General features: G+C 45.1%; 19 protein-coding genes. 7 read left to right on the top strand and 12 right to left on the bottom strand.

Annotated features, from left to right (window positions below; translation table 11 throughout):
- Positions 1-2 precede the first annotated feature (2 nt).
- Positions 3-389: a RidA family protein gene (locus tag F0U83_RS05610; RefSeq protein WP_138988604.1), complete on the bottom strand. Its 387-nt coding sequence runs from the start codon at positions 387-389 to the stop codon at positions 3-5.
- A 75-nt stretch (positions 390-464) separates the two neighbouring features.
- Entirely contained in the window at positions 465-1,718 is a 1,254-nt protein-coding gene (locus F0U83_RS05605; protein WP_138988603.1) for a D-amino acid dehydrogenase, read from the bottom strand.
- Between the two features lie 95 nt (positions 1,719-1,813).
- Here F0U83_RS05605 and lrp point away from each other — a divergent pair, with 95 nt between their 5' ends.
- The 3 genes from lrp to F0U83_RS05590 are packed head-to-tail and all read left to right on the top strand — an operon-like array spanning position 1,814 to position 3,935.
- A complete protein-coding gene (gene lrp / locus F0U83_RS05600; protein ID WP_276469566.1) occupies positions 1,814-2,311 on the top strand; it encodes a leucine-responsive transcriptional regulator Lrp in 498 nt (165 codons plus the stop codon).
- 50 nt (positions 2,312-2,361) lie between these two features.
- Positions 2,362-3,117, top strand: coding sequence for a TlyA family RNA methyltransferase (locus F0U83_RS05595; RefSeq protein WP_138988601.1), 756 nt, complete (start codon positions 2,362-2,364; stop codon positions 3,115-3,117).
- Positions 3,114-3,935 (top strand): RluA family pseudouridine synthase, encoded by an 822-nt coding sequence (locus F0U83_RS05590; protein WP_138988600.1) that lies wholly within the window; start codon positions 3,114-3,116, stop codon positions 3,933-3,935. Before F0U83_RS05595 ends, F0U83_RS05590 begins: the two co-directional genes overlap by 4 nt.
- Before the next feature lie 5 nt (positions 3,936-3,940).
- Here F0U83_RS05590 and F0U83_RS05585 read toward each other — a convergent pair whose 3' ends face one another.
- The gene (locus tag F0U83_RS05585) at positions 3,941-5,920 is read right to left on the bottom strand and encodes a methyl-accepting chemotaxis protein (RefSeq protein WP_138988599.1); all 1,980 of its coding nucleotides are present in this window, start codon (positions 5,918-5,920) and stop codon (positions 3,941-3,943) included.
- A gap of 193 nt (positions 5,921-6,113) precedes the next feature.
- On the opposite strand from F0U83_RS05585, the gene F0U83_RS05580 reads away from it, so the two are divergent.
- From F0U83_RS05580 to folM, 4 genes are all read left to right on the top strand, one after another.
- Positions 6,114-7,085, top strand: a complete 972-nt coding sequence (locus tag F0U83_RS05580) for a YbgA family protein (protein WP_138988598.1) — start codon at positions 6,114-6,116, stop codon at positions 7,083-7,085.
- Positions 7,082-8,509 carry a cryptochrome/photolyase family protein gene (locus F0U83_RS05575; RefSeq protein ID WP_138988597.1) on the top strand — a complete coding sequence of 476 codons (1,428 nt, stop codon included), beginning with the start codon at positions 7,082-7,084 and terminating at the stop codon, positions 8,507-8,509. Before F0U83_RS05580 ends, F0U83_RS05575 begins: the two co-directional genes overlap by 4 nt.
- Before the next feature lie 84 nt (positions 8,510-8,593).
- Positions 8,594-8,968 carry a dihydroneopterin triphosphate 2'-epimerase gene (gene folX, locus F0U83_RS05570; RefSeq protein ID WP_138988596.1) on the top strand — a complete coding sequence of 125 codons (375 nt, stop codon included), beginning with the start codon at positions 8,594-8,596 and terminating at the stop codon, positions 8,966-8,968.
- Positions 8,961-9,686: a dihydromonapterin reductase gene (gene folM, locus F0U83_RS05565; protein WP_138988595.1), complete on the top strand. Its 726-nt coding sequence runs from the start codon at positions 8,961-8,963 to the stop codon at positions 9,684-9,686. The genes folX and folM overlap by 8 nt, the downstream gene beginning before the upstream one ends.
- A gap of 25 nt (positions 9,687-9,711) precedes the next feature.
- On the opposite strand, the gene F0U83_RS05560 is transcribed toward folM, so the two are convergent.
- From F0U83_RS05560 to ilvY, 9 genes are all read right to left on the bottom strand, one after another.
- The gene (locus F0U83_RS05560; protein ID WP_138988594.1) at positions 9,712-10,821 is read right to left on the bottom strand and encodes an adenosylhomocysteinase; all 1,110 of its coding nucleotides are present in this window, start codon (positions 10,819-10,821) and stop codon (positions 9,712-9,714) included.
- 124 nt (positions 10,822-10,945) lie between these two features.
- Positions 10,946-11,545, bottom strand: coding sequence for a DUF2238 domain-containing protein (locus F0U83_RS05555; RefSeq protein ID WP_138988593.1), 600 nt, complete (start codon positions 11,543-11,545; stop codon positions 10,946-10,948).
- Entirely contained in the window at positions 11,542-12,705 is a 1,164-nt protein-coding gene (zapE, locus tag F0U83_RS05550; protein ID WP_138988592.1) for a cell division protein ZapE, read from the bottom strand. The genes F0U83_RS05555 and zapE overlap by 4 nt, the downstream gene beginning before the upstream one ends.
- A 74-nt stretch (positions 12,706-12,779) precedes the next feature.
- The gene (locus F0U83_RS05545) at positions 12,780-13,586 is read right to left on the bottom strand and encodes an HvfC/BufC N-terminal domain-containing protein (RefSeq protein WP_138988591.1); all 807 of its coding nucleotides are present in this window, start codon (positions 13,584-13,586) and stop codon (positions 12,780-12,782) included.
- Positions 13,583-14,440, bottom strand: coding sequence for an MNIO family bufferin maturase (bufB, locus tag F0U83_RS05540; RefSeq protein WP_138988590.1), 858 nt, complete (start codon positions 14,438-14,440; stop codon positions 13,583-13,585). Before bufB ends, F0U83_RS05545 begins: the two co-directional genes overlap by 4 nt.
- Before the next feature lie 60 nt (positions 14,441-14,500).
- Positions 14,501-14,962: a BufA2 family periplasmic bufferin-type metallophore gene (gene bufA2, locus F0U83_RS05535; RefSeq protein WP_138988589.1), complete on the bottom strand. Its 462-nt coding sequence runs from the start codon at positions 14,960-14,962 to the stop codon at positions 14,501-14,503.
- A gap of 108 nt (positions 14,963-15,070) precedes the next feature.
- Positions 15,071-16,501 (bottom strand): aldehyde dehydrogenase family protein, encoded by a 1,431-nt coding sequence (locus F0U83_RS05530; protein WP_138988588.1) that lies wholly within the window; start codon positions 16,499-16,501, stop codon positions 15,071-15,073.
- 89 nt (positions 16,502-16,590) lie between these two features.
- Positions 16,591-18,573 (bottom strand): alkaline phosphatase D family protein, encoded by a 1,983-nt coding sequence (locus F0U83_RS05525; protein WP_338036382.1) that lies wholly within the window; start codon positions 18,571-18,573, stop codon positions 16,591-16,593.
- A 75-nt stretch (positions 18,574-18,648) separates the two neighbouring features.
- Positions 18,649-19,536: an HTH-type transcriptional activator IlvY gene (gene ilvY / locus F0U83_RS05520; RefSeq protein ID WP_138988587.1), complete on the bottom strand. Its 888-nt coding sequence runs from the start codon at positions 19,534-19,536 to the stop codon at positions 18,649-18,651.
- Between the last annotated feature and the right edge of the window lie 208 nt (positions 19,537-19,744).

Below are 19,744 nucleotides of genomic sequence, written 5' to 3'. Positions count from 1 at the left end.
AATTATTCAGCCGTAACCATAATGGCTTCGATTTCGATATCTGCATCTTTAGGCAGCGCCTTAACTGCGAATGCAGCACGTGCAGGATATGGCTCAGAAAAGTAACGTGCCATCACTTCATTAACCGTTGCAAAGTTAGCTAGGTCAGATAGGAGAATCGTTAACTTCACCATATCAGCTAACGACCCTCCGGCCGCTTCAGCTACCGCCTTCAGGTTTTCAAACACTTGCACCGCTTGCGCTTCAAAAGACTCCGTGACCATTTCCATGGTTTCAGGAACCAGTGGAATCTGACCTGACATATAGACTGTGTTACCAACTTTCACAGCTTGAGAATAAGTACCAATAGCTGCTGGGGCTTTTTCTGTAGAAATAATGCTGCGGTTCATCTGTTCACTCCAAAATTGTTGTTATCAGTTAGTTTTTGCAAAAAGTGCATAACAATAGCAGGCTATCCATTTTTGTTAAGCATATCTTTCAATACCAAGGCCACTCGGATCAATATCAGTCGCTTTACCCGAAATAATATCACTGACAAACCGCGCTGACCCTGCAGCCATTGTCCAGCCTAAAGTGCCGTGCCCTGTGTTCAAATACAAGCTTGGATAGCGGGTTTTACCTAACACTGGCGTACCATCTGGAGTCATTGGACGCAACCCGGTCCAAAACTCTGCTTTACTGAGATCCCCACCACCAGCAAACAGATCATTCACCACAAAGTCGACATTACTACGGCGCTTTTGCTGCAAACTTAAATCATATCCTGTCAGTTCAGCCGTCCCACCAACACGGATACGGTCATTGAAACGCGTAACTGCAATCTTGTAAGTTTCATCCATTACTGTGGATACGGGAGAACGACTCTCGTCTTTTATTGGCAAGGTAAGGGAGTAACCTTTTACTGGATACACAGGGATGTTAATACCTACTTTTTTCAGCATCAGTGGGCTATAACTGCCCAATGCCATAAGATAAGCATCCGCACTGATAACCTTATCAGCTAACTTCACACCGGTAATATCGCCCCCTTCCACCTGCAAAGCTTCTATTTCGGTGTTGTAAAGGAAGGTCACACCGATCGCCTCACACGCTTTTGCTAAACCTTGAGTAAACTTGAAACAATCACCCGTTCCATCTCCTGGTAAGCGCAAACCACCTACAATCTTCTCTTGCACGAAACCTAAGGCTGGCTCTTTTTCTATACATTCCTGTCGACTAAGAACCTCATACGCAACACCACACTCTTCTAAAATGGCAATATCAGATTTCGAGGCATCCACTTGCTTATCTGTACGAAATACCTGCAACGTGCCACCAAACCGTTGGTCATAGTCGATATTCACCTCATCATTCAAAGCATTCATACTGTCCCGACTGTATTCAGCAACTCTCAACATTCGCGATTTATTGATACGATAAGCAGACTCAGTACAATTACCCAACATTTTAGTCATCCACTTAAAAAGTACCGGATCCACAGCAGGCTGAATACGCAGGGGCGCAAGATCTTGCATCATCCACTTGACCGCTTTTAATGGTATCCCCGGAGCAGCCCAAGGCGCAGAATAGCCGGGTGAGATCTGCCCTGCGTTCGCATAGCTCGTCTCTAAAGCCGCAGCAGGTTGTCGATCAATCACCGTCACATCGTGACCCAATTTTGCCAAATACCACGCACTGGTTACCCCAATGACGCCACTACCAAGAACGATTATTTTCATTATTTTGCCCAGCATATTTAACAAGATATATGCCTAGCATAATTGAAATTTATAATAGTTTTTTGTCGTATTTTTGACATATAATAGCTTTTTATATCGAAAAAAAACAAAAATACAGAAAATACATGAAAAAGTTAGATAGAATAGATAGAAACATTCTTACTACTCTTCAAAAAGATGGCCGCATCTCTTATACCGACCTCGCGGATAAAGTAGGGCTGTCTACCACACCCTGTATTGAACGAGTTAAACGGCTAGAAAAAGATGGCTATATAGAGGGTTATTTTGCCCGATTAAACCCCGATGCATTAGGGTATAACATGCTGGTATTTGTTGAAATCTCTCTTTCATACCAGTCACCCGATGCCTTTGAGCGCTTCAATTTAGCCGTCAAGCAACTACCTTACATTATGGAGTGCCACTTGGTATCAGGTGATTCTGACTACTTGCTAAAGGCGCGAATCAAAGACATGTCAGAGTATAGAGCCTTGCTAGGTGATATGCTATTGACGCTACCTGGCGTCAAAAACTCTAAAAGCTATATTGTTATGGAAGAGGTAAAAGAGAGTGCTAGCATCCCAGTACCTGCTTAACCCCTACATTAGCGCTTTTTTCCATGCTTCTGGCATGTCAGAGATTTGTTATGCAACGCGTCGATCTACTTTTAGTTGAACAGCATCTAGCCGACACACGCACTCAAGCGCAACGTCTGCTTAAGGAAGGGCGAGTATCCTACAGCACCGGTGGAAAGTCTCAGGTTATCACCAAGCCGGGCCTCAAACTGCCTGATGATACCCTTTTCACCGTTAAGGACGACCCATCAGACCACTATGTCTCCCGTGGCGCACTCAAGCTAAAAGGCGCTTTGGAGGAGTTCAACATAGATATAACAGGAATGATTGCAATTGATGTGGGCCAATCCACAGGTGGCTTCACAGATTGTTTAATACAAGCAGGTGCTGCGCAAGTGGTTGGCATCGAAGTGGGCCATGATCAGTTAGCTGAGCGCTTACGTACCCATCCTGCAGTTCACTGCTATGAAGGGATGAATGCCCGAGAGCTACCCGCCTCACTTTTAACGCATACACAGGGTAATGGATTTGATGTTGCTGTCATGGATGTCTCTTTTATCTCCCAAACAAAAATACTTCCATCACTATCACCTTTGCTACGCACAGGTGGAACACTCATCTCATTGGTCAAACCTCAGTTTGAAGTGGGTAAAGAGGGGATAGGTAAAGGAGGCATTGTGAAAGATACACGCCTATTTGCCAACGTTGAGCACCTGATACGTACCTGTTGCCACGATAATCATTTACACGTTGAAGGCTATATGGAAAGCCCCATCACAGGCGGTGATGGAAATCATGAGTTTCTCCTTTGGGCAGTTAAACAATGAAAATCAACCTTGAACATCCAGTAGTAGAAGCTGCACCTAATATAGCTAAACTGGCAGCTTCTCTAAGCGGCCTGTCTAAAGCCAGAATCAAGGATGCCATGAGCAAAGGTGCCCTGAGCCTTAAACGAGGCAAACAAACACGGCGTATTCGCCGCGCTGAAACTGCCGTTAAGTCAGGAGACATTCTCTATTTAAATTATGATGAGTCACTGCTTGCGCTAAAACCGCCCATGATCAGCTGCCTTGAAGATCGCATGGGGTATAGTATTTGGTTCAAACCGGCTGGAGTTATGTCACAAGGCAATCAATACGGCGACCATATGTCGATCCTCAGAATTGTTGAAAAACAGCTCCATCAAAAGCGCGAAGTTTTTCCGGTACACCGCTTAGATCGGGAAACACGAGGGCTAGTGATGGTTGCGCATAACAAGAAAATGGCTGCGACACTATCCACTATGTTTCAGCAGCATCAAATCGAAAAAGGCTACCAAGCCATTGTGTTAGGCAAAACTGAAGATTCAGGAAAAATAGATATTGCCCTTGATGGTAAACAGGCCGTTACCCACTTCACCCGCATTGGCTATGACGAAGAGAGAGGAACAAGTCAGGTTGATATTCAACTTGAAACCGGTAGAACACATCAGATTCGCCGCCACTTTGAGCAGATTGGGCATCCTCTGATGGGTGATCCAAAGTATGGTAGCGGCAATAAAAATCGCCAAGGATTATTACTGGTTGCGTATAAATTGAGCTTTCTCTGCCCTATCAGGAAAGATCAGATCACTCTAGCGCTGCCTGACCCCTTTCCCTCAAGGTAACAACTTTAAATTTTGAAATGACTAACCAGCGTTTTTAATTGGTGAGTCATTTCAGCTAGCCTTTGAGCTGATACAGAGATCTGCTCAGCTGCATGGGTCACATCGATAGAACCGGTATCAATATCTGTCAGATTCATACTAACATCCTGAATGACAGCAGCTTGCTCTTCCGATGCTGTAGCAATTTGATTAGACATATCTGTTATTCCGCTAACGGCTACCACAATAGCCTCAAGCGAATCTTCTACGCTATGAGTGCTAGTAACGGTATCCAACATCTTCTGATGGTTTACCTCAACCAGCTGGAAAGCTTCTTCAACTTCCGCTTGCAACTCCTGAATGATAGTGGCAATTTCAGTCGTCGATTGCTGGGTACGTTGAGCTAGCGTTCTCACCTCATCAGCAACAACAGCAAACCCTCTTCCTTGTTCACCCGCCCGCGCTGCTTCAATTGCAGCATTTAATGCAAGCAAACCCGTCTGATCAGAAACACTACTGATAACTTCGACAACATTCGAAATATTAATACTGCTGCTATGGAGCTTATGAATCAGTTCGCTTAAAGATTTAACATCCTGAGCCAGCTGATTGACTGACTTCACCGATGATTGAACGATAGCATGTCCATCACTAGCAACATGATTTGCCTGAACCGCCTGATCCGCCGACGTAGCTGTATTACTAGCCACTTCATGAACCGCAGCGGATAGTTCTTCAACGGCGGTTGCTACTTGCGTCGTTTTCTCACGTTGCACTTGGATTTTACACACACTGTCGTTTACAACTTTGTCGGTTTCATCTGCAATAGAAACCAGCTCTACACAGGTATTAGATAGCTGCCTGATAGCTCCTGAAAAGTTATCTAATGTCTTATTAAACCCTTCAGAGACACTGCCAATCTCATCATGACAATACACTTCTACACGAGCGGTTAAATCATGATCATTACAGACTTTATCCATAGTGTTGGACAAAGCGGTTACTTGGCGTAGAAGCCCTTTAACAATCGACACCGTTATCCAAAAAACCACTAACAAGCTGACAAGCAAGACACTGGCATAGAACCAGAATTCCATAGTGGCACGACTTCTGGTTGCTTCAGCACGATCAATTAGATCCCGAGCTAAGCGGTCTTCTAACTTTTTAAGCGTATTAATACGCTTTGTAGCTGCATCGAACCAATGAACTGACTCAACTCCAAATACGCCCGTGGAATATTTATCAGTGGCAATTTTACGCAGCCGCATTACTTCTTTTACTTCGTTCGAGCTTTCCAATTCCGTCAAAAGTTTTACGTGGCTATCAGAAGATAGCTCTCGGAATGTTTGTATATAAGTATTTTGCTCTGTGATTAAAGCGACAAAACGTGCAAACAGCCCCGGTAAAAACTGATCATTTGCAAACGTATTACTAAGAACCGCACGCTCAATTCCTGCTCTCTCTTTCGCTTGAAGATAATGATAATAAGCTAAGGAGGCACGGCTTAGCATCATGTCCTGACTGGTATTAGCCGTTACAAAGCCTGTTGATAACAGCGTTTTATTTAAGCGGGTGTAGTAAGTCAGCGCATCTCCAAGGGGGATATCAAGTTTGTCTACACGACTTCTAACCGTCTGAATGCTTGATACTTGTACTCCTGCTTCCTGAACGAGACTCTTTAGCTCATCACTTTCTATAACTAACGTTTTTAAAAAGCTATCCCATGTTTTTCGCGCATTATCCGTTTTAGCCCGTTGAGCAGACAGCACATCAACGAACTTGGCTCCTTTCGAACCAAGAAATCCCGCCGTTGCACCTCGTTCTTTTTGCAACTCATGAACTAACGCACTATTCACAGTTACCAACTCAACATAAGACGCGAGTCTCTCACTTTGGTAACTAACCCAATAGCTCTGATAGACCTGGCTAACCAATAAAAAAGCACTAATGAGTACAGGGAGGGAAATAAGAGCGAGTAATTTATACTTGAATGGTAGGTTTTTCATAAACAGCCCTGTCAATTAACAACACCATGCTTAATAGCGTCCCCAAAAGGAGACAATTTTAAGCAAGAATCTTATTAAAAAATCATCCTCTAATCCATACCTCTCAAGAAGTATAAAGTAAGCATAGCTAAAAAAAATCTATACGCTATTTTAAAACGTACAAAAAGAATAACCCCTGTAAAGGAATAAATAGATGCAATACAACGCCATGACATCCGGTAAAATGATCCCAGTAGGTATCAGCGCCTGCCTGTTAGGTGATGAAGTGAGATACAACGGGGGGCATAGTCGCTCTACTTTATGCTTGGGTAGTTTTAGCGAACATTTCAGTTATCAGCGTTTTTGCCCAGAAGTGGCTGCAGGTTTTTCAACACCTAGGCCTACCATGCGATTGGTGGGTGATCCTGATCAACCCGTTCTACAATATTCCAACTCATCCGAAGAAGATTTAACCGATCAGTTGGTTAACGGCTTTAAGCACAAGATAGCGCATCTTGATAGTATCGATGGCTATATCTTAATGAAGAACTCCCCTAGCTGCGGCATGGAGCGCATCAAGATATATCAGGAAAATGGCCACCCACACACCCAAAGGGGACGAGGCTTGTTTGCAGATGCCCTGATCAAAACATACCCTCTGCTCCCTGTAGAAGAGGAGGGTCGTTTGCATGATGCAGCGCTTTGCGAGAACTTTGTGATGCGTGTTTATGCGCATCACCACTACCGCAAAGAGGTACGCGAGAACCCTAGCCACCATGCACTTTTACAATACCACAGTAGTTATAAATATTTATTACTGGCACATTCGCAAAGTGCTTATAAAGCATTAGGGCAGCTCCTAGCTGACGCCGGAAATTTGCCGCTAAATGAGTTGATCGAAGATTATCAAGTTCGATTTATGGAAGCCGTCAGTAAACCAGCCAAACGAGGTGCACACTGTAACGCATTGTTACATATCCTAGGTTATTTGAAGAAAAGTGTCCCAGCAGAGGAGCGTCAAGGCGTCACAGAAGTGATCAATCAATATCTTCGGGAAGAGGTCAACCTCGCAACTCCAGTAACCCTAATTAATCACTATATTAAGCGCTACGGTAGCGACTATGTGCGCGCCCAACGCTATTTAGAGCCCTACCCTGCATCCATGGGGCTGCGAAACCAAGTATGAAAGATAACGTCATCGTCTGGTTCAGACAAGATCTGCGCATCCATGATAATCCAGCGCTTTATGAAGCCTGTCGAAGCGGGCAGGTTATTCCTGTATACATTCTGGATGATCACGCTGCAGGAGACTGGAAAATGGGAGCTGCCAGCCGATGGTGGCTTCACCACTCATTAATTGCGCTAAATAAATCCCTAGGTGGAAACCTAAGACTCTTCAAAGGAGATCCAAGCCTTACGATAGCGCAATTGGCACAAGAAACATCGGCCTCAGCTGTTTATTGGAACCGCGCCTACGAACCCTGGCGAATAAAACGAGATTCCAACATAAAACTGGAGATGCAAAAGCAAGGTTATACCGTCCAAAGCTTCAATGGCTCTCTGCTGTGGGAGCCTTGGGATATTACAAAGCAAGATGGCACACACTATAAGGTGTTCACCCCCTTTTATCGCAAGGGATGCTTGAATGCGCCTGCACCAAGGGAGCCATTACCACCCATTGAGCTTGATTCAATAGTGCCATCTTCTACTCCGTTTGATATTGATAGCTTACAGCTACTTCCCAAGATTGACTGGGATAGTGAGTTCTATCAGCACTGGCAACCTGGCGAAACAGGCGCCGCAGATACACTATCAAGCTTTCTTAATACAGGGTTAGCTCACTATCGTGATGGCAGAAACTATCCGGCAAAACCTTATATTTCGACTCTCTCGCCCCATCTACACTTTGGTGAGATATCGCCTAATCAAGTATGGTACGCCAGCGCACATACTGCGCTAGATACTTCTTCTGAAGATGCTCTGGATTGTTTTCATAGTGAGCTAGGTTGGCGGGAATTTTCATACTATCAACTGTATTACAACCCCAACTTACCAGAGAAAAACTTACAAACAAAATTCGATCGCTTTCCATGGAAAACAGACAGTTCCTCCCACTTGAGCGCATGGCAAAAAGGACTCACAGGCTATCCTATTATTGATGCGGGTATGCGCCAATTATGGAAAACCGGGTACATGCACAACCGAGTACGCATGGTTGTAGGATCCTTCTTGGTGAAAAACCTACTGCTTCATTGGCAGCATGGCGCTCGCTGGTTTTGGGATTGTTTATTGGATGCCGATCTCGCCAGCAATAGCGCTAGTTGGCAATGGGTTGCCGGTTGTGGTGCTGATGCAGCACCCTACTTCCGAATATTCAACCCCGTAACTCAGGGTGAGAAATTTGATTCAGAAGGAGACTATATTCGTCAGTATATTCCTGAGCTAAGTAACATACCGAATAAATATATTCACACCCCTTGGGAGTTATCAACTGAGGAGCTTTTGCAATATGGTGTGGTGTTAGGTGAGACCTACCCAGCCCCTATTGTTGACTTAAAGCACTCAAGAAATGCGGCCTTAGAAGCACTTAGTTCGATCAAAGAGGCGTAAGGTCAGCAATTATTTTGTATGTATTCGCGCCACTAAGCTAGCGACCACATACGATTAAGCATAATGTTTAGGGAAGTCTACAAAATGCCAAATCAGCACATTAGCAATGCCATCATAAAAGTTAAAAATCTGCGACTGAGAACCTTTATTGGATTTAACCCCGATGAGATCGCTAAACAACAAGACGTTGTGATCAATTTAGCGGTTCATTACCCTGCAGAAATGGCGGCACAAACGGATGATGTTGAAAATGCACTTAACTACAAAGTCATCACAAAACGGATTATCCAGCACGTAGAAGAGGGACGCTTTCTGCTACTCGAAAAGTTAGTGGCTGATGTACTGGATATCTGCACCGACCACCCTTGGGTCAAATATGCCTCAGTGACAATTGATAAGCCCCATGCACTGCGATTTGCTGACTCTGTCTCACTGACGCTGGAGAAATACTGTGAATAATAACGCTAACTATGCGCCTATTTTGATCACTGGCGTTGGCAAACGTATTGGCTATGCCCTAGCCAAGACACTGCTTAAGCAAGGATACCCTGTTATTGGCACCTACCGAACCGTGTATGACAGCATTGCAGAGCTCAAAGCATTAGGGGCCGAGCTTTATGCATGTGATTTCTACAACGAGCATAGCCTCAACGAGCTGATTAATACCTTAACTCAGCAACATCCGTCACTCAGAGCCATCATTCATAACGCATCCGATTGGTTGCCAGATAGTAATGCCTTGTCACCGACCGAAACTTTGCAGCGGATGATGCAAGTTCACGCCAGCGTACCCTACACGCTCAATCTAGGCTTGCGGGATTTGCTGCTGGAATATCCGGGTGAGTACAGTGATATTATTCATTTTACCGATTACGTGGTTGAAAAAGGCAGCCAGAAACATATCGCCTATGCCGCCAGTAAAGCAGCACTGACCAATATGACGCTCTCCTTTTCAGCGCTGCTTGCACCTAAAGTAAAAGCAAATGCTATTGCCCCTGCCATGATCCTGTTCAATCCTGATGATGATGACACCTATCGTGAGAAAACGCTGAAAAAGTCATTAATGGGCATAGAGCCAGGTACAGAAGAAATCATAAAAGCGGTGCAATATCTCCTTGAAAGTCGATACGTGACAGGCCGCACACTGCATGTTGATGGCGGCCGTCACTTAAAATAAAAGCCAGCCTCATAAAGGCCGTACTCTATCCACCAAAATGAGTCAACCAGCGCTTAGCCAAATTACGCCGATACTCGACAGGCAAAGAGGTTATTTCGCAAGGAAGTCGATTGTTATATAGGTAATCAATCGCAGCGATGGCCTCTCCCTGAACCAGATAAATATAAGGCCCAACCTCAGCATTATGAATAAAGTTAATCGCATTTCCCCTATTTGCGAGATGAAAATACTGACCTAATCGCTCATAGCGAGAGATATGTTGAGTCACTCGGTTTATTTTGAAATTACTATCAGCCCTTGCCAAATCCAATTCGTCATCCGATGACGTCACTGAGAAAATAAAAGCACCATTCTTTACCCGATTAAAATCATGATTGTTTAGTGACTGATTCCCTGTGGCGCAAAAAATCACATCGCAGGTTGGTAAAGCCTCCTCTTTATGAATCAAGTCAAACCCCCGCGACTGCGCTTCAATGGCTCGAATGGGATCAATTTCGACGACTTTCGTGTTGATATTTTTCGCATGTAACGCCTTTGCAATAGAGCGGCCTATCTTGCCATAACCAAATACCACTGCATTGCCACCGTTCATTATATGATGGCACTCACGCATTAGCGCCTCAGCAGAATAAACGATCGACTGTCCTGTCAGGTAATCCTCAGGGCCTTTTAATGGGCTGCGAGCTAAAGAGAGCACTGGGACAGGTAATTCGGGTAAAGCAGCATACCGCTGATGCCCATTTTCTGTTACCTCAACGACACCGATTAGGCGGGATTTAAGCAAAGGTAAAATCTCAGGAAGAGACGCTGCAAAGTAGCCCCCAATATCCACCAGCACCACATCACCTTTCGGAATAAAGCTATTCAAAATAGCCGATGTTACCTCTGGCGACTGCATTTGAGAGCGGCTTTTTATAACCACCTGAAAACGTTTTTCGACTTGCTCCAATGTTTCCTGACTAATACTCTTAGGTTTGGGCAACAACATGGCTACATCAGCAAATCGTTGTAAGCAATCGAGATAAACTGGCGGGGTATCGAGTAAATGCGTTACAACGGCCAGATGCAGATCTGGATAAAACGTCGGTTGTATATCTTCAAAAAAGTGCGAGCCTTTCACAAACAGCGGATTCATAGCTGTACTCCTTAAGTACGAGGATCATAATTACCGCTGTTTGTGTAAAAGATTAGCGACATAAGTACAAACGTTTGTTTAAATCAAACGTTTGTTACCTGATTTCAGTGCCATAAAAACCGTTCTATTGACGATACAGCGCCATAAGTTGGCGGTTATGAATGTGTGATAAAAATACTAACGCACAGATACACCCGACTAGCGCAAAAGCCATATCCGTTTGTGTATCCCACACATAACCTTGAGTCCCTAAAAAAGCTTCGGCAGATTCGCCGGTCATTTCCGCAACCACCCACTCCAGCAGCTCATAAAAAGCGCTGAACGCAAGACATACAGAGATAACAAATAGATTTAACCAGGCGGGCTTGGCCAACACCGCTTTTCTAATCAAAATTTCTCTGGCAAGCACCGCTGGAACAAAACCTTGCATAAAGTGGCCGACTTTATCGTAGTTATTACGCCCTGAGCCAAACCACTCTTTGAAAAGATCAAATAAAGGCACTTCAGCGTAAGTGTAATGACCACCCACCATCAGTACAATCGAATGAAGTAATATCAACCCGTATAGTAATGGTGTTAATGGGAAGCGCTTGTACGTTATCGCCATCAAAAGCGCACCGATCAAAGCAGGAGATACCTCAAGCGCCCATGTAAAATAGTCTTTAGGATTGGTTCCAGACCAAACCAGTACAACGGTAAATATAACAACCCATAATAACTTCATACCACCACCTGCTCCGATTTGCTCAACTCTCGGGATCCCGATAAGTACTCTGCTGACTGCATCTCTGTTAATCGACTCAGTGTTCGACGAAATTCAAAGCTTAGCGCCCCTCCAGAGTAAATATGCTCTATGGGCAATGTCGCTAAAAGATAGAGCTTAACCCCTTGATCATAAAATTCATCCACCAGACTAATAAAGCGCCTAGCCGGATCATCTAGCTTTGCATAGGATAACTGCCTTTCCCCCGTTTTAGTAACACCACCGCTACCGTCTTCGGTGCCTCTTGCTTTGATCCAACTTTTCAACTCACCTCCTAACTGAGGAAGCCCACTGATCAATATGGTCTGGTATCGACTGGCTAACTCAATGTAATCCATTGCCGAACGGGGGCCTTCACAAAGGGCAGAAAAGGTAAACCATACGATGGAATCTGCAACACGCTCGACTTCAATGGGGCGTCCACAAATAGAGATAGGTTGACGGCTATCGTCTTGTGTTTCGTTGAGTTGATCAAATAGCTCAGCAAAGTTTGCCTGCCCCTCTAAAAAATAGGTTTGCTGGTAGTTCAAATAACGTAACCGGTAATCTTCTTCACCCTTCAGATGCCACTCATGGGTGTGGGTTTTCAGCAACTCCATCGCGGGGGCAAATTGCTGACGCTGCAATCCATCCCAATAGAGTCTGTCGATAGGAATATTAGAGGTAGCAACGAGCGTTAAGCCATAATTAAATAATGCATCAAATAGCCGCCCTAAGATCATGGCATCAGCAATATCTGATACATAAAATTCATCAAAGCATATCACTCGACACTGTTGAGAGAGACGTTTAGCGATACGTACTAACGGATCAGCATGACCTGCTTCCAATTTCATCTCATGATGAACCATTGCCATAAAACGATGAAAGTGCAAACGCAACTTATCTTTATCAGGCAAGCTCTCAAAGAACAGATCCATCAGGAAGGTTTTCCCCCGACCAACACCACCCCAGAGATACAAGCCTTTTACAGGTCGACGTTTACGACCAAAGCGATTAGTAGAACACTGTAACTCCTGAAAGAGCAGATCTAACCGTTCAACCACTTGTAACTGGAGAGGATCGCCCATAAAGCCGGGGTCTGTTAATCGTTGCTCGTAGCGTTGAAGAGGAGAGTTCATCCGTGGCAAGCCTAAAGTGACAAGGCTCTATGGTACGAGATTTTAATCCTGAGACTCAACTTGGCGTATGAGGTTTATAGTAAAGACAGCTCAGGTTGATCGCCGGACAACCTTAACCGCTGAATCCAACCTTGTTGATGCCATGACAGAAGCGTTTCAACCATTTGTTGACTAGGATCTTCACCCGATTGCCATACAAGCAATGTATCAGCAACCTGTGACAGATCATCACCTTTTAGGAATGCTGTCAGCATAACATGCTCAAAAGAATCAATTGAACGAAACTCCGTTAGGCGTTCTTGGTTGCGCCACATTACCCAATGGTTTATTTGTTCCCATGGGTCAGGCGGCGTTTCCTCCCCTTTTAGCGCTCGCCAAATCTCAACAACATTCCAATGTGAAGTAAATACTTGAACACTTGGATGGAAAGCCAACTTAAGTTCAGGCCATAAGTTTTGATCCAATTGCAGTAAAGTATCCTGAGTAATTCTGGCAGCATCGGCAGCATCAAATGCCCTGAGTAATAAACGTTCAAAGCGGGCCAACTCTGATAGTTGCGGGTATTGCGAAAAAAACGCGTCCTCACGTAAAAACTTAGGAAGGTTATCTCCAAATTGACGCAGCGATGAATAAGAAGAGGGATATGCGCCAATATAGCCTTCTACCATCTGGTCGAACAGATTATCACCAAGGTAAAGCCCCAGCATTTCGAAGTCAGTATCAATGACTTCTCTCAAGCCTGCCTGGTAGTTATTACGATAAATATGCAGGCGTAAAGCTTTATTCGCATCAGCCGACTCCAAGATATGATCTGTTATAAGATCACTCTTACCCAAAATATAATCCATTAACTGCTGCTGTCGGATTTTTAACTCACTCATGATGCCATCCGATATTTTGGCTGGAGCTGCTCGGGGGTAAGGCAATCCGCTGCAATCTGTCTTGCTATCTCCAACTCATCCAACAAGTCAGCAAAAGGCGGAATATTATCGTCTCGCTCTATCATCGTGCTGATAGGGCCTAAATAACGTAACGCCTCACGGTACAAAGCCCACACAGGGTCCGGTATATCGTGATCATGGGTATCAATCACATAAGTGCCATAGTCACTATGACCTGCCAAATGTATCTGCTTAACGGTAGTCGGATCTATTGCTTTTAAATAGGTTTGGCAATCATACCCATGGTTACGAGAGCTAACATAGATGTTATTTACATCCAATAGAACCTGACAGCCTGATCGTTTAACCATTTCAGCCATAAACTCCCATTCGGGAATAGAGGACTCTGAAAACTCAAGATAACTGGATGGGTTTTCCATCAGAATAGGTTGTCCAAGATAGTCTTGCACCTGTATCAGTCGAGATACAATATGATCCAACGCCTCTTCGGTATACGGTACAGGCAACAAATCATGACTATTTAACTGATTGACCCCCGTCCAACATAGGTGGTCAGATACCCATTCAGGTTGTATCTCATTTATCAGGCATTTTAATCGCTTGAGGTATTCTAGATTCAAAGGGTCAGTTGAGCCAATAGAAAGCGAAACGCCATGCATCACCATGGGATACAATTCACGAATCTGATGTAGATAAAATTTTGGCTTACCCCCATCAACCATGAAGTTTTCAGAGATCACTTCAAACCAGTCAAGATCAGGCTTTTGTTGCAACACTTCATGAAAATGCTGAGTTCTTAAACCTAAACCAAATCCTAAAAATTGATTGTCCATCGATGACGCTTCCTATCCGTTAAATCGGAGGGATCGCTCCCTCCGAGTCTAATCGCTTTTTTAAGCGCCTTTACCACCGATATCAGCACACGATTTTGCCGTTGTCATAACAAAGCCCTGACCTTTGCAAGATGCGTGTCCTGCGCAAGCGTTATCAGCGGTTTTGCAATCATTATGGCCTTTACAAACATTAATGCCGTAGCACTGTGTCAGTTCAGCTTTAGCGATCTCACCACGCCAATCATCTTTTACTTTGCCACCTACATCAGCGCAGGCCTTTGCAGGCATACCTACAAACCCCTGACCTTGGCAGGATGCGTGCCCGGCACAAGCATTCGTTGCCGTACCGCAATCATTATGGCCTTTGCATTGGTTTACACCATAGCAATGTACCATTTCAGCAGTATCCGTTTTTACAGCACCTGTTGATGTTGTTTCTTGAGTTGCAGCACAGGCGGCAAGGCTGGCAGCAGCAAATGCGATGGCTACCCCATTGAGGGCTGGCTTTAGATTTTTATTCATTGTAATGCTCCTTGGGTTAGATCCCCATTGCCGTCTTGCAACAGGTTTCATTCTATTAGTCGCCCCCAAAGAGCATTCCTTACACTTATTTTTTAATAATTCTAAAAACTAAGAAGCGTCGTAGCCAAACATGGATTTAACTTCAAGAAACTCTTCCATACCATGCATACCCCATTCGCGTCCTAATCCCGACTGTCGATAGCCACCAAAGGGCGCACGTCCATCCACCATGGCACCATTAATGTGTACCATACCGGTACGAAGCCTAGACGCTACTTTACGGGCTCTTTCTAGATCGGAAGACCAGACAGAACCCGACAAGCCGTAGATATGATCGTTTGCGATAGCAATTGCTTCAGCTTCATCCTTGTAAGGAATAATGCAAAGTACGGGACCAAAGATCTCCTCTTTGGCAATCGTCATCTGGTTGTCCACACCTGTAAAGATAGTAGGTTTGACATAATAACCGGTCTCTAAACCCTCAGGCTTACCCAAACCACCGCATAACAACTGCGCTCCCTCATCTATACCTGCAGCGATCAATGCCTGAATATTATTCCACTGTACTTCACTGACCACCGGCCCAATAACTGTCTTAGCATCCTGAGGATCACCCGGAATCACAGACACTACGGCTTTACGTGCTATTGCTTCTACCTCAGCAAGACGACTTTCGGGAACCAGCATACGACTCAGAGCATTACAGGACTGCCCAGAGTTACTCATCATCCCCTTCACACCTCGACCTACCGCCTTCTCAAAATCAGCGTCATCAAGGATAATATTGGCCGATTTACCACCCAGCTCTAATGATACTTTTTTAACCGTATCTGCAGCAGCTTTTGAAACTAAACGCCCTGCTCGGGTGGAGCCTGTAAAGGACACCATATCTATTTGGGGGTGCGCGCTTAGTGCAGAACCCACGCCCGCTCCATCACCATCCACCAAATTAAACACACCGGCAGGTACGCCCGCTTCATGGAGAATCTCAGCAAAAATATGTGCAGATAAAGGTGCAACTTCGCTAGGCTTTAACACCATAGTGCAACCGACGGCTAATGCGGGAGCCACTTTGCAGGTAATCTGATTCAGTGGCCAGTTCCATGGTGTGATCAGCGCACAAACACCTATAGGCTCCTTGATCACTTTTGTAGTGCTGATCATCTTTGCAAAGTCGTTTTTCTTCAGAAGGCTTAGCGCTACTTTAATGTGCCCAAGACCTGCCATAACCTGCACTTTACGAGCAAATTCAATAGGAGCTCCCATTTCGGAGGAGATCGCTTGAGCAAGATCTTCAATCCGCTCGCTATAGCCTGCAATTATTTTTTCAAGTAAGGCTATACGGCTTTCTTTACTTGTTTGGCTGTAGCTCTCAAATGCAGAGCGAGCCGCCATAACAGCCGCCTCAACATCGGCTTGCTCACCTAAACGAATCGTCGCAAATGCTTGCTCTGTCGCTGGATTTATAACCACTAAGGATTGCTTACCTTGTGGCTCGGCCCATTCGCCATTGATATAAAAACGCTGTAAATCATTCATGCTGAAACTAGTCTCATCTGTATTGTTATTATCAAAAATACAGGTTTACCATTACTTTAACATTGCTTCAATCATTCCAGTGTTATTGCTTACTGCCAATGCGCCTCAGGTTCGTACAATTCAAACTCAATATCTCGGCCATCAGCACACAACTGCAATGCACGAACAGGCCTCCCATCAACAGACAATTCAACCAGCCCAATTCCTGCATCATTGACTAACCGCTCCCCTCGTGACGCAGGTACGGGGCGCCTTGGAATCACCTTCATTCGACGGCGCTTGGTCAGCCAGTTTAAGGGTGACCAAGGCGCATATAGCCAACGATTAAGCCGGTCGAATATATCCAACAATCGTGTCGGGAATTCATTTCGTAAACCACTACTTGTAATTTGCCAAATATCTGGACCGCGCTGCCGACCACGCAGCTCAATATCGTAAACAAAGGAGTAGTGTACATCGCCGGATAGAATGACAAAGTTCCGTGGTGTTTTGGAATGCCGGAATAGGTTCATCAATGCATGAGCTGAACCGCGGTGGGCCATCCAGTTTTCAGCATCGACCATAAGAGGGTGCCCAAACCATGTAAACACTTTTTGAATAGACTCAATCAGCTTGACACCAAAAATGGGAGCTGGCGAAACAAGCACGACAGCATCGTGTCCAACCAGATCTGCTTGTAAGTCGGTTATCGCCTCCCAATCCATTAGCCCTGATGGCTTATCTAATGACCTCTCGGATCGCCAACGACGAGTCCTCGTATCCAATACTAACAAGACAGGCTGCGTGTCCCATCGGTAGTGCCAATCGGAAAAACGATATAACTGCTCAATGAGTTGCTCATGCACTCCCTCGCCTGGCTGAGAGAGGGCATCCTGAACCTCCTGCATGAGCGCTTTCGAGAACTTTTCTGGCGCATTGCCCCACCCTTGACAGATTAAGTAGCCCAACAAGGTATTGCCAATAATACGATTAGATAATGGGTTCCCGTAGGCCGTCTGCTCCCATTGAGCGGTCAGGTTCCAGTCATCTGTTATATCATGATCATCAAAAATCATCGCAACAGGAAGGTGCGCTAAAACACGGCGTGCTTCACTTAAAGAAGCCGCAAAGCTCGCTATCTCCTTTTGTTCTTGCTGGTATGTCTCTCGGTGCTCATCGGATAATTCAGAAGGAGCCTCTAAACCTATTAGACGCCAAGGCTCAGGGGACCAAACCAACAGATACATAGCCAGCACCTCAGCTAATGTCATTAGGTGATTCTGCGCGTTGTCTGAGGTAAATATCGGTTTTCGAGTACCACCAAACAAAAGGTCTTTTAATGCCGCATTAGCGTTCGTATCAGGAAGTAAGGTTTCACGTTTATAGTAATGAGCATCTTGCTCATACAAGGGTGTTGCATCTGGCATCGGTAAAGGATCAACACCCTCAAATGACTCACTAGGCAAGCCTAACACTTGAATAAAACGATGAATTGCCACCAGCATAGGCGCCGCAACATCATCCGCGTAAATTTGATCCCCTGACATGATTAACACACTGGGCCACTGCTCAGCTGAATGCACGTGGGCCTGCAAAAAGTCATCTGCTCGATTTAAACCATCGGACGATTGCTCTGAAGCAGCAGAGTTATTTAAACGGTGGTGAGGCTTTCGGCAGGAGCCATGAAGCATATTTTGTATACGAGAACGTAAAACAAACCCGGGCGACACCTTGTCGGGATAACAAAGATCAGGAGCCCAGCACCGCCAATCTAACCACTCACACTCAGACGCGCCTTCTCTCTTCAAGCTCAAGTTATAGCCGATCCAGCAGTCCTCAGGTAACGGTTCTGCTAGCGGCAGATCAATCAGTAAAAAACACAGGTGCTTTCCTGCCTTTAAGCAGAGCGTAGATTGCTGCAGACTATCGGGTTCAATATGTATCGGCGCTTGCTGATCAGGTAACAAGGCAAGCTTGGCTTCCACGGGTGAAGAAACAGCTAGCCAAAACGTCAATCGGCTGGGCTGCATTCGACGCAAGATGGGGCCTGCCCAAACTAATGGTAAGTGCTGCATTTGAGCCTTTTTTTCCAAACGACCTCCGCTCTAAATAAAGATACACAACCTTTTGAGACCACAAAGATTAACAATCGTCTTAACAATAGCCGCTCACGACTCCCCCACCAGCGACCATACCGCATTGACCAACGGGTTTTTCAAACTGCGCTGTAAAGCAAACATACCCACATCATAAGGTTGTAAAGCAGGCTGTACATCCAAGATCTTCACCCGTGTTGCCACAGGACTGTTTTCCAGAACAATTTTAGGCACAACACCTACGCCTAACCCTAAACTCACCATACTCACAATCGCCTCGTTACCCGCCACCTGAGCATAAACCCTAGGATTTATACCCATTTTCTTAAACCACGCATCAATGCGATTACGTGCCAATCCACCCTCAGAGAGAACCATGGGCACTTTAGCCCACTCCTCAGGGGAGTTGGGAGCAATAGTGGGCAGGTCAAGATCGGTTTGTTCCGCAGGCGCGATAAAAACCAAAGGGGAAACGGTAATCGGCTGAAACGCCAAACCACGAGGCAACGTCGCAGGACAAGCAGCAATCGAGATATCGTCCTCCCCCCCTATCACTCTAGCAATTGCATGCTCAGGGTCACCGGTATGTAACTTAATTTCAATGCTTGGGTAGTTGTTGCGAAAACGGCTGAAGAGGTCAAACAAAATACTGTACACTGCGGTTACGGAGCAATATAAGCTCACCTCACCGTGTAATTGATTACCAGAGCCTGCTAACTCGTTACGTATCATATCCCATCGAGAGATCGCTTCCCGGGAATATAAAACAAATTTCTCACCTTCGCTGGTTAGTACAACAGAGCGATTATCACGCTGAAACAGTACAACACCTAACTCATCTTCCAGCTGCCGAATATTGCGTGACAACGCAGAGATGCTGATAAAACAAGCAGCACTGGCACGACCAAAGTGCAGTGTATCCGCCAGTGCCAAAAAGTGTTTGAGCGTTTTTGTATCCATCTCTGATTACACCCACCATCGTTTCACATATTGATACATTATGTTGCATTTATATCGATTTACGGAAGAAATAATTTTCGCTACAGTACCCACACTAAAAATATCAGAATGAGCCACGCCGCTCATTGGTATTAGCGATACAATACCCCTTCAGTATTGCGATGTTTACTTTCAGGGCTGCCGTTGTTACTGCAGCCCCAATGATTAC

The organism is Neptunomonas concharum (genome assembly GCF_008630635.1).
In the GTDB taxonomy this organism is placed as follows: domain Bacteria; phylum Pseudomonadota; class Gammaproteobacteria; order Pseudomonadales; family Balneatricaceae; genus Neptunomonas; species Neptunomonas concharum.
This window is presented reverse-complemented; position numbering and strand designations above follow the sequence as displayed.